The 22,519-nt window shown below is 65.0% G+C and carries 22 protein-coding genes; 10 read left to right on the forward strand and 12 right to left on the reverse strand.

Annotated elements, in window-relative coordinates; all coding sequences use genetic code 11:
* The first annotated feature begins 144 nt into the window (after positions 1–144).
* Together F3J45_RS14260 and F3J45_RS14265 are read left to right on the forward strand one after the other, a co-directional pair.
* Positions 145–459: a hypothetical protein gene (locus tag F3J45_RS14260; RefSeq protein WP_167063410.1), complete on the forward strand. Its 315-nt coding sequence runs from the start codon at positions 145–147 to the stop codon at positions 457–459.
* Between the two features lie 134 nt (positions 460–593).
* Positions 594–1,355, forward strand: coding sequence for a YdcF family protein (locus F3J45_RS14265; RefSeq protein ID WP_167063413.1), 762 nt, complete (start codon positions 594–596; stop codon positions 1,353–1,355).
* Between the two features lie 94 nt (positions 1,356–1,449).
* Here F3J45_RS14265 and lnt read toward each other — a convergent pair whose 3' ends face one another.
* The 4 genes from lnt to F3J45_RS14285 are packed head-to-tail and all read right to left on the reverse strand — an operon-like array spanning position 1,450 to position 5,305.
* Positions 1,450–2,967: an apolipoprotein N-acyltransferase gene (gene lnt / locus F3J45_RS14270; RefSeq protein WP_167063416.1), complete on the reverse strand. Its 1,518-nt coding sequence runs from the start codon at positions 2,965–2,967 to the stop codon at positions 1,450–1,452.
* Positions 2,968–2,975: 8 nt separating this feature from the next.
* Positions 2,976–3,815 (reverse strand): HlyC/CorC family transporter, encoded by an 840-nt coding sequence (locus tag F3J45_RS14275; protein WP_167063419.1) that lies wholly within the window; start codon positions 3,813–3,815, stop codon positions 2,976–2,978.
* A gap of 25 nt (positions 3,816–3,840) precedes the next feature.
* Positions 3,841–4,314, reverse strand: coding sequence for an rRNA maturation RNase YbeY (gene ybeY, locus F3J45_RS14280; RefSeq protein ID WP_167063422.1), 474 nt, complete (start codon positions 4,312–4,314; stop codon positions 3,841–3,843).
* Positions 4,307–5,305, reverse strand: coding sequence for a PhoH family protein (locus F3J45_RS14285; protein ID WP_167063424.1), 999 nt, complete (start codon positions 5,303–5,305; stop codon positions 4,307–4,309). Before F3J45_RS14285 ends, ybeY begins: the two co-directional genes overlap by 8 nt.
* A gap of 162 nt (positions 5,306–5,467) precedes the next feature.
* On the opposite strand from F3J45_RS14285, the gene F3J45_RS14290 reads away from it, so the two are divergent.
* The gene (locus tag F3J45_RS14290; protein ID WP_167063427.1) at positions 5,468–5,794 is read left to right on the forward strand and encodes a DUF1820 family protein; all 327 of its coding nucleotides are present in this window, start codon (positions 5,468–5,470) and stop codon (positions 5,792–5,794) included.
* A gap of 6 nt (positions 5,795–5,800) precedes the next feature.
* Here F3J45_RS14290 and F3J45_RS14295 read toward each other — a convergent pair whose 3' ends face one another.
* The 4 genes from F3J45_RS14295 to F3J45_RS14310 all read right to left on the reverse strand — a co-directional run bounded on the left by F3J45_RS14295 (position 5,801) and on the right by F3J45_RS14310 (position 9,324).
* On the reverse strand, positions 5,801–6,346 hold the full coding sequence (locus F3J45_RS14295; RefSeq protein ID WP_167063430.1) for a tetratricopeptide repeat protein: 546 nt from the start codon (positions 6,344–6,346) through the stop codon (positions 5,801–5,803).
* A gap of 242 nt (positions 6,347–6,588) precedes the next feature.
* Complete coding sequence (gene hemL / locus F3J45_RS14300; RefSeq protein ID WP_167063433.1) at positions 6,589–7,872, reverse strand: glutamate-1-semialdehyde 2,1-aminomutase; 1,284 nt, start codon at positions 7,870–7,872, stop codon at positions 6,589–6,591.
* A gap of 17 nt (positions 7,873–7,889) precedes the next feature.
* The gene (thiE, locus tag F3J45_RS14305) at positions 7,890–8,513 is read right to left on the reverse strand and encodes a thiamine phosphate synthase (RefSeq protein WP_167063436.1); all 624 of its coding nucleotides are present in this window, start codon (positions 8,511–8,513) and stop codon (positions 7,890–7,892) included.
* Between the two features lie 13 nt (positions 8,514–8,526).
* A complete protein-coding gene (locus tag F3J45_RS14310) occupies positions 8,527–9,324 on the reverse strand; it encodes a hydroxymethylpyrimidine/phosphomethylpyrimidine kinase (RefSeq protein ID WP_167063439.1) in 798 nt (265 codons plus the stop codon).
* A 265-nt stretch (positions 9,325–9,589) separates the two neighbouring features.
* On the opposite strand from F3J45_RS14310, the gene F3J45_RS14315 reads away from it, so the two are divergent.
* From F3J45_RS14315 to F3J45_RS14335, 5 genes are all read left to right on the forward strand, one after another.
* On the forward strand, positions 9,590–11,581 hold the full coding sequence (locus tag F3J45_RS14315) for a hybrid sensor histidine kinase/response regulator (RefSeq protein WP_167063442.1): 1,992 nt from the start codon (positions 9,590–9,592) through the stop codon (positions 11,579–11,581).
* A gap of 215 nt (positions 11,582–11,796) precedes the next feature.
* Positions 11,797–12,426 (forward strand): isochorismate family cysteine hydrolase YcaC, encoded by a 630-nt coding sequence (ycaC, locus tag F3J45_RS14320; RefSeq protein ID WP_167063444.1) that lies wholly within the window; start codon positions 11,797–11,799, stop codon positions 12,424–12,426.
* 214 nt (positions 12,427–12,640) lie between these two features.
* Positions 12,641–14,293, forward strand: coding sequence for an acyl-CoA dehydrogenase family protein (locus F3J45_RS14325; protein WP_167063447.1), 1,653 nt, complete (start codon positions 12,641–12,643; stop codon positions 14,291–14,293).
* A 125-nt stretch (positions 14,294–14,418) separates the two neighbouring features.
* Entirely contained in the window at positions 14,419–15,882 is a 1,464-nt protein-coding gene (gene amn / locus F3J45_RS14330; protein ID WP_167063450.1) for an AMP nucleosidase, read from the forward strand.
* 6 nt (positions 15,883–15,888) lie between these two features.
* On the forward strand, positions 15,889–16,518 hold the full coding sequence (locus tag F3J45_RS14335; protein ID WP_167063457.1) for a pseudouridine synthase: 630 nt from the start codon (positions 15,889–15,891) through the stop codon (positions 16,516–16,518).
* 72 nt (positions 16,519–16,590) lie between these two features.
* Here the strand turns inward: F3J45_RS14335 and F3J45_RS14340 are convergent, their stop codons facing one another.
* Positions 16,591–16,794: a DUF2788 domain-containing protein gene (locus tag F3J45_RS14340; RefSeq protein WP_027592638.1), complete on the reverse strand. Its 204-nt coding sequence runs from the start codon at positions 16,792–16,794 to the stop codon at positions 16,591–16,593.
* 53 nt (positions 16,795–16,847) lie between these two features.
* A complete protein-coding gene (locus F3J45_RS14345) occupies positions 16,848–17,324 on the reverse strand; it encodes an Lrp/AsnC family transcriptional regulator (RefSeq protein ID WP_003249795.1) in 477 nt (158 codons plus the stop codon).
* Between the two features lie 407 nt (positions 17,325–17,731).
* Between F3J45_RS14345 and F3J45_RS14350 the strand changes: the two genes are divergently transcribed.
* Positions 17,732–18,547, forward strand: a complete 816-nt coding sequence (locus tag F3J45_RS14350) for a DUF6515 family protein (protein ID WP_167063461.1) — start codon at positions 17,732–17,734, stop codon at positions 18,545–18,547.
* Between the two features lie 18 nt (positions 18,548–18,565).
* Here F3J45_RS14350 and F3J45_RS14355 read toward each other — a convergent pair whose 3' ends face one another.
* Both F3J45_RS14355 and F3J45_RS14360 read right to left on the reverse strand, forming a co-directional pair.
* Positions 18,566–19,435: a cation diffusion facilitator family transporter gene (locus tag F3J45_RS14355; RefSeq protein WP_167063467.1), complete on the reverse strand. Its 870-nt coding sequence runs from the start codon at positions 19,433–19,435 to the stop codon at positions 18,566–18,568.
* 16 nt (positions 19,436–19,451) lie between these two features.
* Complete coding sequence (locus tag F3J45_RS14360; RefSeq protein ID WP_167063472.1) at positions 19,452–19,871, reverse strand: polyribonucleotide nucleotidyltransferase; 420 nt, start codon at positions 19,869–19,871, stop codon at positions 19,452–19,454.
* Between the two features lie 117 nt (positions 19,872–19,988).
* Here F3J45_RS14360 and hrpB point away from each other — a divergent pair, with 117 nt between their 5' ends.
* Positions 19,989–22,517, forward strand: coding sequence for an ATP-dependent helicase HrpB (gene hrpB / locus F3J45_RS14365; protein WP_167063480.1), 2,529 nt, complete (start codon positions 19,989–19,991; stop codon positions 22,515–22,517).
* Positions 22,518–22,519: the final 2 nt, after the last annotated feature.

Below are 22,519 nucleotides of genomic sequence, written 5' to 3' on the forward strand. Positions count from 1 at the left end.
AACGCCGTAGCATACAGCAGCGCTGCGCATCGTGGGAAACCTTGATTGCGAATGCCCGCTGGTCGCGGCATCCGGCTGCTTTTTCAAGCAACGCTAAGCTCAGGTGTGGGGGGAGATATTCTTTATCTTCAATGAGGTGAACGGATGGGAGAGACGCAGCTACCCGCAATCAAACCGGAGCTTTACGAACGCCTGATCGACCGACTTGGCCTGGCACTGGAAGTTGCCCGGACCTCGGTGCGATTGCGCGACGAGATGCCAGCCGAGCTGGAGTTGCGTGGCCTGAGCCACGCAGAGTTCGAAGTGATCAAGGCTTACCTGGAATCGCTCCCGGAACGCCGCAATGCCTGTGCCGGTACATACCCACAAGCGGAACCGACATCGGCCAAGATCATCTGGCTCAAGGACAAGAGACGCCCCGCCAGTTCGGCGAGATCCAGGACGCTGCCGCATCGTTAGCCGTTCAGGCCGCCAGGCGCAGGCCATCGCGCGCCGGTATCCACTTAGACACTTCTCATGATCGACGTCGGCCGAACCCTTGTTGGCCGGCGTCGATCCACATAGGCTGCTGGCCATCCATGGAGGTGTGGCCGATGCCGATTCGATTTTTCCTCAAGCAATGGTTGATGCCGCCCGGCATGCTGTTCGTGCTGCTGCTCGCGGCCTGGTGGCTGCGTGCCCGGCGCCCGGCGCTGGCGCGCCTGTGTTTTGTGCTGGGGCTGGGGGGGCTGTGGTTGATGAGCTTGCCCCTGGTGGTGCAGCAGGTGGCCCGGGCGCTGGAAAGCGAACCTGCGCTGGCGCCTGCGCAGTGGGCGGGCCTTGCCAGCCGGGCGGATGCCATCGTGGTGCTGGGGGCCGGGCGTGAGCGCGGTGACCCGGCCTGGGACGGGGCGGACCAGCCCTCGGCCCTGGCACTGGAGCGCATGCGCTATGCCGCGCAGTTGGCCAAGGCGTCGGGCTTGCCGGTGCTGACCAGTGGTGGCCTGCACTACGGCACGCCGCCAAGCGAGGCGCAGTTGATGGCCCAGCGCCTGCAGGACGACTTTGGCGTGGCGGTGCGCTGGCAGGAAGGTGCTAGCCGCACCACCTGGGAGAATGCCCAGATGAGCGCCCAGGTGCTGCAGCCGCTGGGCATTCGCCGGGTGGTGGTGGTGACCCAGGCCTGGCACATGCCGCGTTCGCGCTGGAGCTTCGAGCAGGCCGGGTTCGAGGTGGTGCCGGCGCCGGTGGGGTTCCTTGGGCGCGACCATGCCAGGTCGTTTGGTGGGTTGCTGCCGGAGAGCCGTGCCCTGTGGCAAAGCGGGCAGCTAATCAATGAGCTGGTGGGGTTGGTGGGGTATCGGGTGTTTTATTGAGCCTGTGCCGGCGTCTTCGCGGGGCAAGCCCGCTCCTACAGGGCGATCCGTGTAGGAGCGGGCTTGCCCCGCGAAGACGCCGGCACAGCAAACCTCAAACGGTCTTGGCGATACGCCCCGCCAGCAACGCCCAACCCAGCAGCAACACACAAAGAATCGCCAGCGGCCAAGACCGCCACTGCAGGTAAGGCGTCAACTGCTGCATCGGCACCACTTCGCCATACAGCACCGCCCGCTGGAACTGCGGCACTTGGGCGGTAATCTTGCCGAACGGGTCGATCAACGCCGTCACGCCATTGTTGGTGGCACGGATCATCCAGCGGCCGGCCTCCAGCGCGCGCATCTGCGCCATCTGCAGGTGCTGCAGCGGGCCGATCGAGGTGCCGAACCAGGTGTCGTTGCTGATGGTCAGCAGCAGGTCGCTGCGCGCCGCCAGGCTCGCGGCGAACTCCGGGTAGACCACTTCATAGCAGATGAACGGTGCCACCTGGTAACCCTTGGCCTGCAGCAAGGGCTGGTCCTCCGGGCCGCGGGCGAAGTCCGACATCGGCAGGTTGAAGAACTCGATCAGGCCACGCAGCATGTCCTGCAGCGGCACATATTCGCCGAACGGCACCAGTTTCTGCTTGAGGTAGGTGCCATCGCCTTCGCCGGCCACGGTGACCCCGTTGAAGTAGCGGCGCTGGCGGTGCACGATTTCACGCACCGGCACACCGGTAATCAGGGCCGAATGGCGGTCGGCGGCAAAGCGGCCCATCACGTCGATGTAGCCCTGGGCCTGGTCCTTGAGCACCGGCACCGCGGTTTCCGGCCACACCAGCAGGTCGACCGGTTTGGAGCTGAAGCTCATGTCGCGGTACAGCGCCAGTTGCGCATCGACGTGCGCCGGGTCCCATTTCACTTCCTGCTCGACGTTGCCCTGCAGGGCCGCCACCTTGAGCGGGTCGCCGGCAGGCTTGGTCCAGGCGTGGCCCTTGAGCGCAAGGCCCAGGGCCCAGGGCGCCAGCAGCAGCACCACGCCCACGGCCAGGAACGACGGGCGTGCGCGCAAGCGGTGCAGGTTGCACAGCAGGGCGGCAGTCAATGCCAGTACGAACGACACCAGCCACACGCCACCCAGCGGGGCAAGGCCCGCCAGCGGGCCATCGAGCTGGCTGTAGCCGGCATAGAGCCAAGGGAAACCGGTCAGGAACCAGCCGCGGAAGGCTTCTTGCAGCAGCCACAGGGCCGCGAAGCACAGGGCATCGGCCAAAGGCGCCTCGTTGCGCCGCAGCCAGCGCGCCCACAGCCAGGTGGGCAAGGCGAAGAACCAGGCCAGGGCAGCGAAGAACGCCAGCAGCAGGCCAATCGCCAGTGCCGGCGAGGCGCCGCCGTAGGTGTTCATGCTGACGTAGATCCACCAGGTGCCGGCACCGTACAGGCCGAAGCCGAACCACCAGCCACGCCACATGGCCTGGCGCGGGCTGAGCTCGCGCAGGCCAAGGTAAAGCATGGCGATGGACAGCAGCGCCAGCGGCCAGATGTCGAACGGCGCCAGGGCCAGGAGGGTCGATGCGCCGGCCGCCAGGGCCAGCAGGTTACCGGGCCAGCCGGGGCGGGTGATCCAACGCATGTTTGTCCTTAGCGGGTGATCGGGGTCAGGCGCAGCAAGTGTATCCGCCGGCTGTCGGCGTTGAGAATACGGAACTTGTAGGCGCCGATCTCGGTGGTTTCGTTGCGCTTGGGCAAGTGGCCGAAGGCACTCATCACCAGGCCCCCCACCGTGTCGAATTCATCGTCCGAGAAGGTGCTGTCGAAGAATTCGTTGAAGTTGTCGATCGGGGTGAGCGCCTTGACCAGGAAGTCGCCGCTGGGCAGGGGCTTGATGTAGCTGTCTTCCTCGACGTCGTGCTCGTCCTCGATGTCGCCGACGATCTGCTCCAGCACGTCCTCGATGGTGACCAGGCCCGCCACACCGCCGTATTCGTCGATGACGATGGCCATGTGGTTGTGGTTGGCGCGGAACTCGCGCAGCAGCACATTGAGGCGCTTGGACTCCGGCACGAAGGTGGCCGGGCGCAGCAGGTCCTTGATGTTGAAGCTGTCGCCGTTTTCCTTGAGGATCAGCGGCAGCAGGTCCTTGGCCAGCAGGATCCCGAGCACATCGTCATGGCTTTCGCCGATCACCGGGTAGCGCGAGTGCGCGGCATCGATCACCGCTGGCAGGAACTCGCGCGGCGATTGGGTCGCCTTGATGCTGATCATTTGCGAGCGCGGCACCATGATGTCGCGCACCTGCAGGTCGGCGACCTGGATGGCGCCTTCGACAATGGTCAGCGCTTCGCTGTCGAGCAGCTTGTTCTGATGGGCTTCGCGCAGCAGCTCAAGGAGCTCCTGGCGGTTTTTCGGCTCATGGGCAAAAGCCTGGGTCAGTTTACCCAGCCAGGACTTCTGCCCGTTGCTCGATCGATCTTCGCTCATGGCGGTTCTCGTGATCCTTGGTGTATCAGTGTGTGATTGTGTCGGTTTCATCGTCGGCATACGGGTCGGGGTGACCCAGTTCTGCCAGCAATTCCCGTTCCAGCGCTTCCATTTCTTCGGCCTCATCGTCGTCGATGTGGTCGTAGCCCAGCAGGTGCAGGCAACCGTGGATAACCAGGTGCGCCCAGTGCGCTTCCAGCGCCTTGCCCTGTTCTGCGGCTTCACGCTCGACCACGGCAACGCAGATCACCAGGTCGCCGAGCAGGGGGATGTCCAGCAGTTCGTCGGGCACTTCGGCCGGGAAGGACAACACGTTGGTCGCGTAGTCCTTGTGCCGGTAGGTGTGGTTCAGCTCGCGGCCTTCGGCTTCGTCGACCAGGCGGATGGTCATTTCCGAGTCGGCCGTGCGCTGGCGCAAGGCCAGCTCGCACCAGCGGCGGAAGGCGGCGTCATCCGGGGCGGCGGCGTCCGTGGCCCGTTGCAGGTCAAGTTCAAGCATCTTTGCCGGTTGCCTCGGGCTTGGCCTGGCGGGCATCGAAGCGGTCGTAGGCCTCGACGATACGCTGCACCAGTGGGTGACGAACCACATCTTTGGGCTGGAAGTGGGTGAAGCTGATGCCCGGCACGTCGCGCAGCACCTCGATCACGTGGGCCAGGCCCGACTTGGTGCCGCGTGGCAGGTCGACCTGGGTGATGTCGCCGGTGATCACCGCGGTGGAGCCGAAGCCGATACGGGTGAGGAACATCTTCATCTGCTCAAGGGTGGTGTTCTGGCTTTCGTCGAGGATGATGAAGCTGTTGTTCAGGGTGCGGCCCCGCATGTAGGCCAGCGGGGCGATCTCGATCACCTGGCGCTCGATGAGCTTGGCCACGTGCTCGAAGCCGAGCATTTCGTACAGGGCGTCGTACAGCGGGCGCAGGTACGGGTCGATCTTCTGCGCCAGGTCACCAGGCAGGAAGCCGAGTTTTTCGCCAGCCTCGACCGCCGGGCGCACCAGCAGGATGCGGCGCACTTGCTCGCGCTCCAGCGCATCGACGGCGCAGGCCACGGCCAGGTACGTCTTGCCGGTACCGGCCGGGCCGATGCCGAAGTTGATGTCGTTGGCGAGGATTTCCTTCACGTAGCGCTGCTGGTTGAGGCCGCGCGGGCGGATATTGCCCTTGCGCGTGCGCAGCGACACGCTGACTTCGTTGACCGCCGGGTTGTCCATGTGCTCGACCGCCGACTCCTGCAGGTACAGGTGCACGGTTTCCGGCGACAGGTCGGTGCCCTTCGTCTCGCGATAGAGGCGGCGCAGTAGCTGTTCGGCGGCACTGGTGGTCTTGGGTTCGCCGATCAGCTCGAATTGATTGCCGCGGTTGCGGATTTCAATGGCCAGGCGTTGTTCGATCAGGCGCAGGTGCTCGTCGAACTGGCCGCACAAGTTGGCGAAACGGTGGGCCTCGAAGGGTTCGAGGATGAAACGATGGGGTTGTATGGGTGCGTTCAAGGTCGTTTTTAGCCGCTCGACGGCAATGAAGGTGAACTCAAGAATAACCCTTGATGGGCAGTGGCGAAAGCACTGAAACGTTCAACGGTATGTACTGCCTGTTCCAGCTGCTTCGCGGGTATCATGCACCCCCTTTCTTACGCATATGTTATCCCGCCAGCCATGAGCAAACGCGAACCCGCCATCTACAAAGTGATCTTCCTCAACCAGGGGCAGGTCTTCGAGATGTACGCCAAGCAGATCTACCAGAGCGACCTTTGGGGCTTTCTGGAAATCGAGGAGTTCGTCTTCGGCGAGCGCACCCAGGTGGTGGTCGACCCGAGCGAGGAAAAGCTCAAGGCCCAATTCGAGGGCGTGATCCGCAGTTTCGTGCCGATGCATTCGATCATCCGCATCGATGAAGTGGAGCGCCTGGGCACGGCGAAGATCAGCGAGGCCAAGGGCGGCGGCAACGTGATGCCGTTCCCGATGCCGATGCCGGAGAAGTAGGGCAGGTCAGGGCAGGGGCGAGAACGGCGTGCGCCCTTCGGCGTTCTGCAGTTCCAGCAGGTACTTGCGGAAAATCTGGCCGAGCACTTGGGTAGCGTGCTCCAGCTCCTCGCGGGGCATGCGTTCGGTGACTTCGTCGGCCATGTCCAGGGCATCCTCGGCGCCGTTGACCGCGGCCATTTTCAGCAGGATATAGGCCTGCACGTTGTTGGCCTTGACCCCTTCGCCGTGGAAGAACATGGCGCCGAGGCGAAACTGGGCGTCGGCCTGGCCTTGCAGGGATGCCTTCTCGAACCAGTCCAGGGCCTTTTTCAGGTTTTTCGGCGTCAGGGTGTAGTAATACTCACCCAGCTCGTACTGCGCCTGGGCGTCCCCGGTCGCCGCCGTTTCCTCGCAGGCTTTCAGCGCGTTCTGCAGGTCTTCTGGCTGAACATTGAGCGTGCAGCGGCCCGTTGCCGGAATCAGCAACGAGTTTCCGCCCTCCGCCAGGGCCAGCAGGGGCTGAAGAAGCAACAGGCAGCCCATGGTCAGGGCGCGGCCGGTGCGGTTCATGGGGATCGACTTACCTCTGCAAAGCTGCGGCCAATGTCTCTGGTGGCACATTATGGGATAAGCAGCGCCAACCTTACAAAGTTTTACTCGAAATTCTGTTTGGGCGGGGAGGTTGGTTGATTGTGCGGTGGGATTTTTTTCTTGTGCTGGCCCTTTCGCGGGGCAAGCCCGCTCCTACAGGCGCATGTGCAATTCCCGTAGGAGCGGGCTTGCCCCGCGAAGGGGCCGGTACCGCCAACCCATCACTTCAGCGCAGCGAACGCCTTCTCAGCCGCATCCAAGGTGATCTGCAGCTCTTTCTCGCCATGGGCAATGGACGTGAAACCAGCCTCGAACGCACTCGGCGCCAGGTACACACCGCCGTCGAGCATCAGGTGGAAGAAGCGCTTGAAGCGCTCGGCGTCGCTGGCCATCACATCGTCGAAGGTGACGATATCGTCGGCACCGCTGAAGTACAGGCCGAACATCGCGCCTGCCTGGGTGGTGACGAACGGTACGCCAGCGGCATCGGCGCGTTGCTGCAGGCCATCGAGCATGCGGCTGGTGAAGGCGCTCAGCTCGTCATGGAAGCCTGGGCGGCTGATCAACTTCAGGGTGGTCAGGCCAGCGGCCATGGCCAGCGGGTTACCCGACAGGGTGCCGGCCTGGTACACCGGGCCCAGCGGGGCGATGCAACCCATGATTTCACGCTTGCCACCGAAGCAGCCGACCGGCATGCCGCCGCCGACGATCTTGCCGAAGGTCGACAGGTCCGGCTTGATGCCGTAGTGGCCCTGGGCGCCGCCGAGGGAGACGCGGAAACCGGTCATCACTTCGTCGAAGATCAGCACCACACCGTGCTTGTCGCACTGCTCGCGCAGGCCTTCGAGGAAGCCAGGCGCCGGTGGTACGCAGTTCATGTTGCCGGCCACCGGCTCGACAATGATGCAGGCGACGGTCTGGCCAACATCGGCCAGGGTCTTCTCGACGGCGGCGATGTCGTTGAACGGCAGGGTCAGGGTGTGCTTGGCGAAGTCGGCCGGTACGCCTGCCGAGCTTGGCACGCCCTGGGTCAGCAGGCCGGAGCCGGCTTTTACCAGCAGGCTGTCGGAGTGGCCGTGGTAGCAACCTTCGAACTTGATGATGGCATCACGGCCGGTGTAGCCACGGGCCAGGCGAATGGCGCTCATGGTCGCTTCGGTGCCGGAGCTGACCATGCGCACCATTTCCATCGACGGCACCAGCGAGCAGACCAGGTCGGCCATCTCGGTTTCCATCGCGGTCGGCGCGCCGTAGGACAGGCCGTGCTCCAGCTGGCGGCGCACGGCGTCGAGCACGTCCGGGTGGCCGTGGCCGAGAATCATCGGGCCCCAGGAACCCACGTAGTCGACGTAGCGCTTGTCATCTTCGTCGACAACGTAGGCGCCTTCGGCATGCTTGAAGAACAACGGGGTGCCGCCCACGCTTTTGAACGCGCGGACCGGTGAGTTGACGCCGCCAGGAATGTGCTTCTGGGCTTGGGCGAACAGGGATTCGGAACGGGACATGGGATCTTCTCTCGAAATCAGGAAGCGAACAGGGCGTTGAAGGCGCGGGCGCGGCGGGTGACTTCCTGCGCGTTGTCGGCACCGAACAGGCCATGGATCACCGCCAGCAGGTCGGCGCCGTGGGCGACCAGCGGGGCGGCGTTGTCGAGGGTGATGCCGCCGATCACCGCGATCGGCAGTTTCACCTGGGCGCGGGCCTGCTCCAGCAGTTCGACGTTGGCGGCCGGCGCGCCCGGCTTGGTGACGGAATTGAAGAAGCGGCCAAAGGCCACGTAGCTTGCGCCTTCACTGGCAGCCTGGGCGGCAAGCTCCAGGCTTGCGTGGCAGGTGGAGCCGATGATTGCCTGGCGGCCGAGCAGGGCGCGGGCCGGGGTCAGCGGGCCGTCGGTCTGGCCAAGGTGCACGCCGACGCCCAGGCGCGCGGCCAGTTCGGCGTCGTCGTTGATCAGCAACTGGGTGCCGTAGCGCTCGCACAGCTTCATCAGTGCTTCGGCCTCGCGCAGGCGGCGGGCGGCATCATCGCTTTTGTCACGGTACTGCAGCAGGCAGACGCCACCTTCCAGCGCGGCTTCGACGTGGGACAGGAAACGGCCGGCAAGCAGCTGGCTATCGGTAATGGCGTACAGGCCGCGTAGCTTCATTGAAAGCCTCGTGTCAGGAGCAGAAGTCCAGGGGCAGGCGGCGCGGGACGAACTGGCCCTTGCCCAACTGCTCGGCGTCACGCAGGGTGCGCCAGGTGTAGTCAAGGGCGCTGCGCACCGCACTTTGCAGCTGCTCGCCCAGGGCCAGGCGGCCGGCCAGGGCGCTGGCCAGGGTGCAGCCCGAACCGTGATAGCTGCCTGGCAGGCGCTGGCAGGTCCAGGTGTGGCGCTGGCCGTCGCGGCTGTACAGGCGGTTGTGGATTTCGTCTTCGTCGCCGTGGCCGCCGGTGATCAGCAGGTGTTTGCAATACGGCAGCAGTTTCTCGGCGCACTCGTCGGCCGTGCCCTCGGGCAGCTCGGCAAGGATACGTGCTTCCGGCAGGTTAGGGGTGGCGATGGCGGCCAGCGGTAGCAAGCGCTCGCGCAGGGCATAGCCAACCTCGTCCTTGCCCAGGCGGCCACCGCCGCCAGCGCGCAGCACCGGGTCGCAGACCAGCGGCAGGTGTGGGTGGGCGGCGAGCAGTTCGGCGACGGTGTCGACCATCGCGATCGAACCGAGCATGCCGATTTTCACGGCCGCCACGGTGGAGTCGGCGAGCACGGCGTTGGCCTGGGCCAGTACCCACTCGCGGTCGAGCACGCGGAAGTCGGAAACGTCGACGGTATCCTGCACGGTCAGGGCGGTCACGGCGGGTGCGGCGTGACAGCCTTGGGCGATCAGGGCTTCGATATCTGCCTGCAAGCCGGCACCGCCACTTGGGTCGTGGCCGGAGAGACAGAGGACAACGGGGCGGGAGCTGTAGGTATTCATGGTCGGCGAGCTTACCACCAAACCGATTTGCGCGGATCGTCCTACAAAGGTGATTTGTTGATCGTATGGTCAGAAACATATGTATTAATGCTCTGAAAGTACCGTTCTAGAGCCTTTTTTATGGAAATTGAAGTGGCTGCTATCGGGGCTGGAAAGCTATGCTAGAGTGCTCGGATAACTCGATGAACAGGTACTGCGGGATTTCGTCGTCTCAAAGGGAAGGGAGGCTATTGCGACGCGACCGGGCAGGCCATGCTGGGGCTGTATGCGTAATTTGCTGATGTTGCTTCTGGGCTTGTTGCCCATGCTGGCCGGTGCCGTCGAGTTCGACGCAGGTACCCGGCACATTCCGTTGGGCAAGGTCATGCAGGTGTTTGAGGACCGCGAGGGCAGTGCCAGCATCGCCCAGGTCAGTGCGCCGATCTTCGCCAGCCGCTTTCGCACCCACGATGCCGACGTATTGAATGCCGGTTACTCGACTTCAGTGTTCTGGCTGAAGGTCGACCTGCACTACGTTGCCACGGCCGATGCCACGCCACGCCAGTGGTTGCTGGAACTGGCCTATCCGCCGATGGACCACCTGGAGCTCTACCTGCCGGATGCCGATGGCGTGTTTCGCCTGGCCCAGCGCACCGGCGACGCCTTGCCCTACGACACCCGGCAGATCCGCCAGAACAACTACCTGTTCGAGTTGCCGCTCGCCCCCGGCCAGTCGACTACCGCCTACCTGCGCCTGCACAGCCAAGGGTCGGTGCAGGCGCCGCTGGCGCTGTGGTCGGCCGAGGCCTACATGGAAGACCAGCCGACCCGCCTGTATGTGCTGGGGATGATCTACGGCGTGCTGCTGGTGATGCTGGTGTACAACCTGTTCCTGTACCTCAGCGTGCGCGATGTCAGTTACCTCTACTACATCCTCTATATTGCATCGTTCGGCCTCTACCAGGTGTCGGTAAACGGTGCCGGGGTGGCCTACCTGTGGCCGGACAGCCCCTGGTGGGCGAATGCCGCCACGCCCTTCTTCATTGGCGCCGCAGGCCTGTTCGGCTGCCAGTTCGCCCGCCATTTCCTGCGCCTGGGCAAGCTCAGCCGTGGTTATGACCGCCTGCTGCAGTTGCTGATGCTCGGTGGCGTGCTGGTGATGGTGCTGGCCGTGAGCATGCGTTACGGCATTGCCTTGCGCATGGCCACGGTATTGGCCCTGCTGTTCACCGTGAGCATCTTCAGCGCCGGCTTGTATGCCTGGGTTCGCGGCGTGCGGGTAGCGCGCTGGTTCATCATCGCCTGGAGTGCGTTCCTGCTCGGTGGGCTGGTCAACACCTTGATGGTGCTGGGCTACCTGCCGAACGTGTTCATCACCATGTACGCCAGCCAACTGGGCGCGGCCCTGGAAGTGGCGCTGCTGTCGCTGGCCCTGGCGGACCGCATCAACAGCATGCGCGAACGCCAATCGCAGACCCTGCGTGAAACCGGGCGCACGCTGGAGCATTTGAACCAGCAGCTGGCGCGCAGCAACCACCTCAAGGACGAATTCCTCGCCACCGTGACCCACGAGCTGCGCACGCCGATGAACGGTGTGATCGGTTCACTGGAGCTGATGCAGACGCTGCCCATGGGCGCCGAGATGGCGCAATACCACCGCACGGCGGTGGGTTCGGCCCAGGGCATGATGGACATGGTCGACGATATCCTCACCCTCACCGAGCTGCAGGCCGGCCGCCTGCGCGCCCAGGCCGCCCCCTTCAGCCTGCGGGGCATGCTCCAGGACCTGCGTGCCGGGCATGCCGGGATGGCGCTGGGCAAGGGCCTGTACCTGAGCCTGGACATTCCTGCGGAACTGCCCGACGACCTGCTGGGCGATGCGCAGAAGGTGGCTCGTTGCCTGGGGTGCCTGCTGGACAATGCGCTCAAGTTCACCCACCAGGGTGGGGTGATGCTGCAGGTGCGCGGGCGGCGCCTGGGGCCCGATAGCCTGGCGTTGACCTTCACCGTCAGCGACAGCGGCATCGGTTTCGATGACTTGGACCAGGCGATCCTCTACCAGCGCTTCTTCCAGGTCGATGGCTCGATGACCCGGCGTTACGGGGGCCTGGGCATTGGCTTGTCAATCTGCCGGAAGCTCGCTGAGTTGCTGGGCGGCAAGCTGTCCCACGAGTCGACCCGCGGCCTGGGCAGCCGCTTCGAATTGAGCCTGAACCTGGAAATCTCCCAGATGCAGATGCCCTCCGGCAGGACCGTTTCGGGCGCTACACGCTTCTGACAGCGCATCGCGAGCTCCTACTGGATTACGCAGGCCGGGTAGGAGCGAGCAAAGCTCGCGATGCGCTGCACAGCAGCGCTAATCCATCGTTCCTAAAACAGAACGCTAAAGCCAAAAACCACTATCTACCGCTCCAAAGGTGATGGTTTTAATCTTCTCCCATCAACGCGAAACACCCAACTTACTAAACATCAAAAACCTTAGGAGCTACCCAAATGACCAACTTCAAATACAACCGCCTGAACAAAGACGACGCCGCCGTACTGCTGGTCGACCACCAGGCTGGCCTGCTGTCCCTGGTACGCGACATCGAGCCGGACAAGTTCAAGAACAACGTGCTGGCCCTGGCTGACCTGGCCAAGTTCTTCAACCTGCCGACCATCCTCACCACCAGCTTCGAGCAAGGCCCCAACGGCCCGCTGGTGCCGGAACTCAAGGAACTGTTCCCGGACGCCCCGTACATCGCCCGCCCAGGCCAGATCAACGCCTGGGACAACGAAGACTTCGTGAAAGCGGTGAAGGCCACCGGTAAGAAGCAGCTGATCATTGCTGGCGTGGTGACCGAAGTGTGCGTCGCCTTCCCGGCCCTGTCGGCCCTGGAAGAAGAGTTCGATGTGTTCGTGGTGACCGATGCTTCCGGCACCTTCAACGAAATGACCCGTGATGCCGCCCACGACCGCATGAGCCAGGCGGGCGCGCAACTGATGACCTGGTTCGGCGTGGCCTGCGAGCTGCACCGCGACTGGCGCAACGATATCGAAGGCCTGGCGGCGCTGTGCTCCAACCATATTCCGGACTACCGCAACTTGATGACCAGCTACAACGCTTTGACGGCTGGCAAGTAAGAGCGCGCCGCTCGCGCGGCGCATCGCGAGCTTTGCTCGCTCCTACCCGGGCCCTGCACAACTGCACAACTGCACAACTGCACAACCCCCCGTAGGAGCGAGCAAAGCTCGCGATGCGCTGCATAGCAGCGCTCAACGCCCAATCATTGTTGTGACATCCCCCCGCGAGTGCTTCACTGGGCCATTCAGACACGCCCGGATCCAGGAGCTCTCGATGAACCTGCACCAGTACGCTGAAACCCACGAAGTCACCAACCAGCCGCCACCGCTCGATGGCGCCAACCTGTACCGCCTCGACCTGCCGCTGCAGCAATGGTCACGGCACTTCGGGGCCGGCTGGGCCGAATCGCGGATCGATGCCTACGGTGCCCTGGCCGGTGGCCCACTGATGGCCGCCGGGTTCCTGGCCAACGCGCACAAGCCCGAGTTCAGCAGCCACGACCGCTTCGGCCACCGCATCGACCTGGTCGAATTTCACCCCGCCTATCATCAACTGATGCGCACCGCCGTCGAACATGGCTTGCCTTCGCTGCCTTGGGCCGAGCCGCGCGCTGGCGCCCACGTGGCGCGGGCGTCGATGACCTACCTGCACAGCCAGGCCGAAGCCGGCAGCGGCTGCCCGTTGACCATGACCTTTGCTGCCGTACCCGCACTGCGGCTGCAGCCCGAGCTTGCCGAATACTGGTTGCCGAAGATCCTGGCCCGCGAGTATGACCCACGCAATGTCGGGGACCGGCACAAGGCCGGGGTGACCATCGGCATGGCCATGACCGAAAAGCAGGGCGGCACCGACGTGCGCGCCAACACCACCCGTGCCTACCCGGTTGGCAGCCCGGGGCCTGGCCAACCCTATGAGCTGGTTGGGCACAAGTGGTTCTGCTCCGCGCCCATGTGCGACGCCTTCCTGACCCTGGCCCAGACCGACAAGGGCCTGAGCTGCTTCCTGCTGCCGCGCCACCGCCCGGATGACAACCGTAACCAGTTCTACATCCAGCGCCTGAAGAACAAACTCGGCAATAGCTCCAACGCCTCCAGCGAAGTGGAGTTCCGTGGCGCCCTGGCCTGGATGGTGGGTGAGGAGGGGCGGGGCGTGCCAACCATCATCGAGATGGTGGCCATGACCCGCTTCGATTGCATGGTCGGTTCCAGCGCCCTGATGCGCCAGGCACTGACCCAGGCCACCCACCACTGCGCATACCGCAAGGTTGGCGGCCGGGTATTGAACGAGCAGCCTCTGATGCAGAACGTGCTGGCTGACCTGGCCCTGGAAAGCGAGGCGGCGCTGGCCCTGAGCCTGCGCATGGGGCAGGCCCTGGAGCAGCTTGACGACCCGCAACAAGCGCATTTCGCCCGCCTGGTCACGGCGGTGGGCAAGTACTGGATCTGCAAACGGGCGCCGGCCATGATCAACGAGGCCGCCGAATGCCTGGGCGGTGCTGGCTATGTCGAGGACAGTATCCTGCCGCGCCTGTACCGGGAGGCGCCGGTCAACTCGACCTGGGAAGGCTCGGGCAACGTGCAGTGCCTGGATGTGCTGCGGGCCTTGTCCAAGGAGCCAGGGGTGCTCGATGCACTGTTCGCCGAATTGGGCGACGGCCACGGTGACCCGCGCCTGGCAGCGCATATCGGCAATTTGAAAGGGGCATTCACCGACACCAGCGACATCCAGTACCGGGCGCGGCAACTGACCGAAGACATTGCCCTGGCGCTGCAGGCTAAGTTGCTGCTGGAGGCGGGCAATGCAACCGTCAGCGATGCGTTCATCGGCAGCCGCCTGGCAGGCGGGGGCAGGGTGTACGGCGCATTGCCCCGCGGGGTTGACGTGCAAGCCCTGGTGGCAAGGTCGACGCCGGCCTGGGCCGGTTGAGTTGCCTGCTTCGCTTGAAGGCGCGGGCTTGACCCGTGAATCAGGCAACACCGATCAATGGGGGTGAATTTACCCAAGAAGGCAGGCAAGATGGCTGGCATGCATGTCCAGACAGGAAGCCCAGTGTGAGCCAAGCTTTTGTAGTCGTAGATACCCCCGAACAGGCCGTCGACCGTCTGGCGGCCCTGCATGACCAGGCCACCGGGGCGCTGAGCCAGGCCCTCAAGCGCTACCTGAAGGACCGTACCGAGCCAAATGCCGATGAGCATGCCCTGTTCCGCTACCCGGCACTGCGCCTGACCTACCACAGCCACGGTGAAGTCGCCGCCACCACCCGCGCCTATGCCAAGGTCCAGGTGGCCGGCACCTACAGCGTCACGGTCACCCAGCCTGCGGCGTTTCGTGGCTACCTGCTGGACCAGCTGCGGCCCTTGATGCACGACTACACGGTAACCGTGGAAGTTGGCGTCAGCGAACAGAACATTCCTTACCCCTATGTGGTCGACCAGGGTGATGAGCTGGCCGGCAGCGGTATCACCGCCGCGGAGCTCGCCCGCGTGTTCCCCAGCACCGACCTGTCCGCCGCCACCGACAATATCGCCGATGGCCTGTACGACTGGGGCAACGCCGAAACCCTGCCGCTGGCGCTGTTCGACGCCGCCCGCGTGGACTTCTCGCTGCGCCGCCTGGTGCACTACACCGGCAGCGACTGGCGCCATGTGCAGCCATGGATCCTGCTGACCAACTACCACCGCTACGTCGACCAGTTCATCAGCCACGGCCTTGAGCAGCTGCGCGAAGACCCACGCTTCGTGCGCATGGTGCTGCCAGGCAACGTGGTGATCGAGAAGGGCATGGACCACGGCGAGGCGCAGGCCCTGGTGGCCAGCGTGATCTGGCACCGCTACCAGATGCCGGCCTACCACCTGATCGCGGCCGACGGTGACGGCGTCACCCTGGTCAACATCGGTGTCGGCCCGTCCAATGCCAAGAACATCACCGACCACCTGGCGGTGCTGCGCCCGCATTGCTGGCTGATGATTGGCCACTGTGGTGGCCTGCGCCAGTCGCAAACCATCGGCGATTATGTGCTGGCCCACGCCTACATGCGCCGCGACGGTATTCTCGACCGCGTGGTGCCGCCGAACATTCCGATTCCGGCCCTGGCCGAGGTGCAACTGGCCTTGCAGGAAGCTGCGGCGCAAGTGACCGGCGAGCGTGGTGAGGAACTGAAGAAGCGCCTGCGCACCGGCACCGTGCTGACCTACGACGACCGCAACTGGGAACTGCGCTGGGCCCAGGAGCGGCCGCTGATCAACCTGTCGCGGGCCGTGGCGGTGGATATGGAAAGCGGCACCATCGCTGCCCAGGGCTATCGCCTGCGGGTGCCGTATGGCACGTTGCTGTGCGTATCCGACAAACCCCTGCACAGCGAGATCAAGCTGCCGGGCTCGGCCAACGCCTTCTACAACCGGGCGGTCAGCCAGCACTTGAAAATCGGCATTGCCGCCCTCGACCTGCTGCGCACCGAGCTCAATTCGTTGCACTCGCGTAAACTGCGCAGCTTCGATGAGCCGCCGTTCCGCTGAGGATCCATGCCACTGCCACCCCGTTCCAAGCCGCGCCGCCCCCAGGCGCGGCCTGCCGGCCCCCGTCGCCAGGCCAAGGCGCCGCCGGCCGAGCCGCGCCTGATCCTGTTCAACAAACCCTTCGACGTGCTGACCCAGTTCAGCGACGGTGAAGGGCGGGCGACGCTCAAGGATTTCATCGACATCCCGGGCGTGTACCCGGCCGGGCGCCTGGACCGCGACAGCGAAGGCCTGCTGCTATTGACCAACGATGGTGGGCTGCAGGCGCGCATCGCCGACCCCAAGCACAAGTTGCCCAAGACCTATTGGGTGCAGGTAGAGGGCGAGCCGAGCGAGGAGCAGATCCAGCGCCTGCGCGACGGCGTTCAGCTCAATGATGGCCCGACCCTGCCGGCCGAGGCACGGCGCCTCGAAGAACCCGAGTTGTGGCCGCGCAACCCGCCGGTACGCTTTCGCAAAAGCGTGCCGACCTGCTGGCTGGAGTTGGTGATCCGTGAGGGGCGCAACCGCCAGGTGCGGCGCATGACGGCGGCAGTGGGGCTGCCGACCTTGCGCCTGGTGCGGTTGCGGATTGGCGACTGGGCGCTGGATGGGCTTGAACAAGGTTGCTGGCGTGAAGTCGCGCCCAAGCTTTAGGCCCATCCGCGGGTAAACCCGCTCCCACCTAATGTAGGAGCGGGCTTGCCCCGCGAACAGGCCCCTGCATGCCTATACCCCTTCGAGAAACGCCACCACCACGCTCTTGATGATGAAGGCCAGCACCCCAAGCCCAAGCACAAAGAACAGAATCAGCGTACCGAACCGCCCGGCCTTGGACTTTTTCGCCAAGTCCCAGACGATGAAACCCATGAACCCGATCAACACGGTCACCAGGATGATCATCATCCATTCTTCGAATACGGCGGGGTCCATCGGCGCTCTCCTGGCAGGCTAAATCGGCCGAGTATACGCCTGCCAGCGCGCAATTAACGGAGGTGGGTCAATGGCAGCTCGGTACTGGCCAGCACCTGGTTGAGCACAAAGCTCGAACGCACACTGGTAACCCCTTCGATACGGGTCAGGCTGCCCAGCAGCAGCTTCTGGTAATGGTCCATGTCCGGCACCACCACCTTCAGCTGGTAGTCAGCGTCCATGCCGGTGACCAGGCTGCATTCAAGCACCTGCGGCAGGTTGCGAATGGCCGCCTCGAAGGTTTCGAAGCGCTCGGGGGTGTGCCGGTCCATGCCGATCAGCACGTAGGCCGTGAGGCTCAGGCCAAGCTTCTTGCGATCCAGCAGGGCGACCTGGCGCGAGATATAGCCGTCGTCTTCCAGCTGCTTGACCCGACGCGAGCATGGCGATGGCGACAGGCCAATGCGCTCGGCCAGCTCCTGGTTGGAGATGCGCGCATCGCGCTGCAATTCGGCAAGAATGCTCAGGTCGTAGCGGTCAAGTTTGCTCATGGAAATGGCCTTTTCTGTTCGGATTGCGGTGAATTATCGATCCAGGGTTAAAAATTGCGCAAGTGCTATTTATCTGAGCAATCTTCGCAATCCTCTGCCGCACCTGCTCCCGTATCTTTAACTCCAGAATCACTGCCCGGACATCAGTCCACGGCGACGCGCCCTAGGCGGGCGGTCGCGGCCCGGCCATCCAACAGGATCTGCCAGGCCCCCGGGCTACACAGCGTCCAGAAGACGCTGTGAGGTGAGCCGGCATCACAAGTGCCGAGCACGGACGACAAATTCCAAAGGGAGGCCCCATGGCCTCCCTTTTTTCATGGCCGCGATTTCATCTGGCAGCGGCGTACAGGGGCGCCGCCGCCGCGTTAGACTGGCAGCATGCTGGTTTATTCACCGTGAGGAACAACATGAAGTCGCGCATCTGGCAGTTGGCAGGTGTTGGTTTGCTGGGTTTGAGCCTGAGCCTCGGGGCCATGGCCGAGGGGCCGGGCGAGGGCCATGAAGACGGTGGCCCCCGTCGCCCGCTCGGTTCGCGTGACCAGGTGCGCCAGACCGAGCCTGCCCGGCAGGGTTACTACCAGGACATTCCCCGGCGCAACGGCGACAACCGCCATTGGCAAGCCGGCGGCCCTGGCCAGCGCCCGGGTGGCGATTGGCAGGGGCGCCCGGACGGCCATGGCAATGGCTGGGGGCCAGGCCCGCAGTACCGCCCTGGGCACAATGTCGACCGCTTCCCGGACCGCTACTGGAAAGTGCCTTACCGCGGCCAGGACTACTTCTATTCCGGTGGCTACTGGTACCGCCCCCATGGCGGTGGCTACGTCGTGGTGACTCCACCCTATGGTGTGCGGGTCGGCTACCTGCCCTCCTATGCGCGGGAGGTCTGGCTGGGCGGTGCGCTGTTCTTCCTGGTAGCCGACACCTATTACCAGTACCTGGCCGACAGCCAGGAATACGTGGTGGTGAACCCGCCGGTTGGCGCACCCGCGCCGCTGCCGGCAGCGGCACCGGCGAACAATGTGTATGACGTGGTGGCGTACCCGATGTATGGGCAGGGCCAGGAGCAGCAGGACCAGGACCGCTACCAGTGCCACCGCTGGGCGGTCAGCCAGTCGGGCTTCGACCCGGCAACCGCGCCATACGCACCGCCAGCGGAAGTGGCAAGCAACTACCGCCGGGCCTTGGGGGCCTGCTTCAGTGGCCGAGGCTACAGCGTGAACTGAGCACTTGCGGGCGCGGGGTTACACCGGGTCGGCGTGCACCAACACATCGGCTTTCGGGTACTGCTGGCGGATCACTGCCGAGGCGCGCACGCACAGGGCGTGCGCCTCGTGCAGCGGTAATTGCCCCGGCAGTTCCAGGTGCAACTGCACGAACCACTGGTTGCCCGACTCTCGCGTGCGCAAATCGTGCACGCCTTTGACGCCCGGTATGCCCAGCACCAACTCGACCATGGCTTCGCCAATGGTGTCGGGCAGCGCTTTGTCCATGAGGATGGCGGTGCTTTCCCGAGCGATCTGCACCGCACTCCACAGGATGTACAAGGCAATGCCCAGGCCGAACAGTGCGTCCAGTTGCGGCCAGCCAAAACCTGCCAGCAGCAGTGCAAGCAGGATGCTGCCGTTCAGCAGCAGGTCGGAGCGGTAATGCAGCGAGTCTGCCCGCACTGCCGTCGAGCCGGTCAGGCGGATGACCTTGCGCTGGAACAACAGCAGGGCGACGGTCAGTGCCAGCGACAGCAGCATCACCGCGATGCCGATGGCGGTGTCACCCAGCGGTTGCGGCGCCTGCAGGCGCTCGGCCGCCTGCACCCCGATCAATACCGCGCTCACCCCGATGAACAGCGCCTGGGCCATGCCGGCCAAGGCTTCGGCCTTGCCATGGCCGAACCGGTGGTCGTCATCGGCCGGGCGCAGGGCATAGTGCACCGCAAGCAGGTTGAGAAATGACGCCACGGCATCCAGCGCCGAGTCGGTCAGCCCGGCCAGCAGGCTGACCGAACCGCTCAGCCACCAGGCCACCGCCTTGCTCAATACCAGGATGCTGGCCACCGCCAACGACGCGCGGGTGGCCAGGCGCAGCAGGCGCTGGTGTTCGGCCGAGGTGGTCATGTGCGGGAAATCGTCCTCAGGCCGCCGGCACCAGGCCAAGCGCCGCCAGCTGTTCCACGCTGCCGCGGTGCTGGATCAACCGTGGGTCGTCCAGCGGCAGGCGCTGGCCCAGTTCGCTTTCCAGAATGGCCTGCAGCTTGAGGTTGTCGACCTTGCCGTCGGGGGTGACGGCCTGTTGCAGCTTGGCGGGCGCGACCTGGGCCGTGGTACCGCCTGGGAAGTAGATAGCGCCCGTGGCGAAGTCAACGCCGAAGGCGATCAGGCCGGGAATGACATAGAACAGGATGCCGATTGCGTCGAGCGCAACGATCACCGGGTCGACCTTGCCGTCGATCTGGCCACGGCGGTCTGGGTAGAACAGCGTGCCACAGGCCGTCAGCTGGGTGAGCAGGGTGGCAATCAGGGCGCCGCCAATGACGCGGGATGGGATGCGCATGTAAATCTCCGGAAAAGGTGTCCTGCAGGGTGGGCGAAGCGCCAGCACCTGATGCTAAGACCATGATAGAGCAGGCTCGGTTCGCCGTTATACTCGCCGCACTGTTCGAGGACCACCATGATTTCATTACCAATCGATGCCGTTTTGCCGGCCCTGCGCCAGGCCCTGGAAAACCGCGACGAAGCCGTGCTCGAAGCACCGCCCGGCGCCGGCAAGACCACCCGCGTGCCGCTGGCGCTGCTGCACGAGCCTTGGCTGGCCGGGCAAACCATCCTCATGCTTGAACCCCGCCGCCTGGCCGCCCGTGCGGCGGCCGAGCGGCTGGCCAGCGAGCTGGGGGAGAAAGTGGGTGAAACGGTGGGCTACCGCATTCGCCTGGACAGCAAGGTCGGGCCGAACACCCGTATCGAAGTGGTGACCGAAGGCATCCTCACCCGCCGCCTGCAGGCCGACCCCGCGCTCGACGGCGTGGGCCTGCTGATATTCGACGAATACCATGAGCGCAGCCTGGACGCGGACCTGGCCCTGGCGCTGAGCCTCAATGGCCGCGAACTGCTGCGCGACGAGCCGCCGTTGAAGATCCTGCTGATGTCCGCAACCCTGGAGGGCGAGCGCCTGTCGCGCCTGTTGGGCGATGCGCCGGTGGTCAGTAGCGAGGGCCGCATGCACCCCGTGGATATCCGCTGGGGCCGCCCGTTCCAGCCGGGTGAGTTCATCGAGCCACGGGTGGTGGACAACGTGCTGCTGGCGCTTGCCGAGCAGCCCGGCAGCGTGCTGGTGTTCCTGCCCGGCCAGGCCGAGATCCGCCGCGTGCACCAGAGCCTGCAGGACGCCTTGGGCGAGCGGCCAGATGTGCTGCTGTGCCCGCTGCACGGCGAGCTCGACCTCAATGCCCAGCGCGCAGCCATCGACCCGGCGCCCCAGGGCCTGCGCAAGGTGGTACTGGCCACCAACATCGCCGAAACCAGCCTGACCATCGACGGCGTGCGCGTGGTGATCGACGCAGGCCTTGCCCGGGTGCCGCGTTTCGACCCCGGCAGCGGCATGACCCGCCTGGACACCCAGCGCATTTCCCGCGCCAGTGCCACCCAGCGTGCCGGCCGTGCCGGGCGCCTGGAGCCCGGGGTGTGCTACCGGCTGTGGTCCGAGGCCCAGCACGAGCAACTGGCCGCCCATGGCAGTGCCGAAATCCTTCAGGCCGACCTGGCGGGCCTGGCCCTGCAACTGGCGCGCTGGGGCGTTACCCCCGAGCAGTTGCGCTGGCTCGACCAGCCGCCGCCGGCGGCCTTTTCCCAGGCCCAGGACCTGCTGGCGCGCCTGGGCGCGTTCAAGCCGGGCAGCCGCGACAACCTCAGCGAACATGGCCAGGCCATGGCCGAGCTGCCTGCGCACCCGCGGATCGCCCACCTGCTGTTGCGCGGCCAGCACCTGGGGTTGGCAAGCATGGCGTGCGATGTGGCGGCGTTGCTGGGCGAGCGCGATATCCAGCGCGGCGGCGGCGCCGACTTGCATAGCCGGCTGGCGCTGGTCAGCGGCCAGGACAAGGCCAGCCGCGCCAGCCAGGGCGGCGTGCAACGGGCCCGGCAGCTTGCCCGCCAGTACCGCGGCCTGTTGCGTGGCAAACCCGCTGCGGCGGTTGCCGACCCCGATCACCCGCGCTGGCTTGGCGCGTTACTGGCGTTGGCCTACCCCGACCGGGTCGCCCAGCAGCGCCGCGAAGGCGGGGCCGAGTATCGCCTGGCCAATGGCCGTGCGGCCTTGTTCAACGAGGCCGATGCGTTGATGAAATGCCCGTGGCTGGTGGTCGCCGACCTGGGCAGCCGCCAAGGCCAGCGCGAAGAGCGTATCTACCTCGCCGCCGAGTTCGACCCAGCGCTGCTCGATGGCGTGTTGGCCGAACAGGTCGAGCGGGTGGATATCCTCGACTGGGACGAGCGCGAGCAGGTGCTGCGCGCCGAGCGCCAGGTCAAGGTCGGCGAACTGGTGCTCAGCCGCGAACCACTGCCCGGGCTGGATGACGAAGCCCGGGCCAAGGCCCTGCTTGGGCTGGTGCGGCGCAAAGGCCTGAACCTGCTGACCTGGACCCCGGAGCTGCGCCAATGGCAGGCACGGGTGGCGCTGCTGCGCCAGCTGGACCTGGACAAGGACGGCTACAGCGAATGGCCCGACCTGGGCGACGAGGCCCTGCTCGCCAGCCTGGAAGACTGGCTGCAACCCTACCTGGGCAAGGTTTCGCGCCTGAGCCACTTTGCCGCCCTGGACCTCTCGTCGATGCTGCGCAACCTGCTGCCCTGGCCACTGCCCCAGCGCCTGGAGGAACAGGCCCCGACACACCTTGGCGTGCCGTCTGGGTCGAACATCCGCCTGGATTACAGCGAAAACCCGCCGATTCTCGCCGTGCGCCTGCAAGAGCTTTTCGGCCTGGCCGATACCCCGCGCATCGCCCAGGGCCGCCAGTTGGTCAAGCTGCACCTGCTGTCACCGGCACGTCGGCCGGTGCAGGTCACCCAAGACCTGGCCAACTTCTGGCGTACCACTTATGCCGAAGTGAAGAAGGACCTCAAGGGGCGTTACCCCAAGCATTACTGGCCAGACGACCCGTTGGTGGCCGAAGCCACTGCACGGGCCAAGCCAAGGGGCACCTGAGC

Origin of the sequence: Pantoea sp. Ap-967, from assembly GCF_011752565.1 — a bacterium.
Taxonomy (GTDB): domain Bacteria; phylum Pseudomonadota; class Gammaproteobacteria; order Pseudomonadales; family Pseudomonadaceae; genus Aquipseudomonas.

Bases quoted from the DNA above. Each gene is read 5' to 3' on its own strand.
- F3J45_RS14345 (WP_003249795.1), bottom strand. From the start codon at position 17,324: ATGAGCAAACTTGACCGCTACGACCTGAGCATTCTTGCCGAATTGCAG.
- hrpB (WP_167063480.1), top strand. From the start codon at position 19,989: ATGATTTCATTACCAATCGATGCCGTTTTGCCGGCCCTGCGCCAGGCC.
- F3J45_RS14340 (WP_027592638.1), bottom strand. From the start codon at position 16,794: ATGGACCCCGCCGTATTCGAAGAATGGATGATGATCATCCTGGTGACC.
- F3J45_RS14310 (WP_167063439.1), bottom strand. From the start codon at position 9,324: ATGAATACCTACAGCTCCCGCCCCGTTGTCCTCTGTCTCTCCGGCCAC.
- F3J45_RS14325 (WP_167063447.1), top strand. From the start codon at position 12,641: ATGAACCTGCACCAGTACGCTGAAACCCACGAAGTCACCAACCAGCCG.
- F3J45_RS14355 (WP_167063467.1), bottom strand. From the start codon at position 19,435: ATGACCACCTCGGCCGAACACCAGCGCCTGCTGCGCCTGGCCACCCGC.
- F3J45_RS14265 (WP_167063413.1), top strand. From the start codon at position 594: ATGCCGATTCGATTTTTCCTCAAGCAATGGTTGATGCCGCCCGGCATG.
- F3J45_RS14260 (WP_167063410.1), top strand. From the start codon at position 145: ATGGGAGAGACGCAGCTACCCGCAATCAAACCGGAGCTTTACGAACGC.
- F3J45_RS14335 (WP_167063457.1), top strand. From the start codon at position 15,889: ATGCCACTGCCACCCCGTTCCAAGCCGCGCCGCCCCCAGGCGCGGCCT.
- F3J45_RS14350 (WP_167063461.1), top strand. From the start codon at position 17,732: ATGAAGTCGCGCATCTGGCAGTTGGCAGGTGTTGGTTTGCTGGGTTTG.
- lnt (WP_167063416.1), bottom strand. From the start codon at position 2,967: ATGCGTTGGATCACCCGCCCCGGCTGGCCCGGTAACCTGCTGGCCCTG.
- F3J45_RS14290 (WP_167063427.1), top strand. From the start codon at position 5,468: ATGAGCAAACGCGAACCCGCCATCTACAAAGTGATCTTCCTCAACCAG.
- F3J45_RS14315 (WP_167063442.1), top strand. From the start codon at position 9,590: ATGCGTAATTTGCTGATGTTGCTTCTGGGCTTGTTGCCCATGCTGGCC.
- F3J45_RS14360 (WP_167063472.1), bottom strand. From the start codon at position 19,871: ATGCGCATCCCATCCCGCGTCATTGGCGGCGCCCTGATTGCCACCCTG.
- F3J45_RS14295 (WP_167063430.1), bottom strand. From the start codon at position 6,346: ATGAACCGCACCGGCCGCGCCCTGACCATGGGCTGCCTGTTGCTTCTT.
- ybeY (WP_167063422.1), bottom strand. From the start codon at position 4,314: ATGCTTGAACTTGACCTGCAACGGGCCACGGACGCCGCCGCCCCGGAT.
- hemL (WP_167063433.1), bottom strand. From the start codon at position 7,872: ATGTCCCGTTCCGAATCCCTGTTCGCCCAAGCCCAGAAGCACATTCCT.
- F3J45_RS14275 (WP_167063419.1), bottom strand. From the start codon at position 3,815: ATGAGCGAAGATCGATCGAGCAACGGGCAGAAGTCCTGGCTGGGTAAA.
- ycaC (WP_167063444.1), top strand. From the start codon at position 11,797: ATGACCAACTTCAAATACAACCGCCTGAACAAAGACGACGCCGCCGTA.
- thiE (WP_167063436.1), bottom strand. From the start codon at position 8,513: ATGAAGCTACGCGGCCTGTACGCCATTACCGATAGCCAGCTGCTTGCC.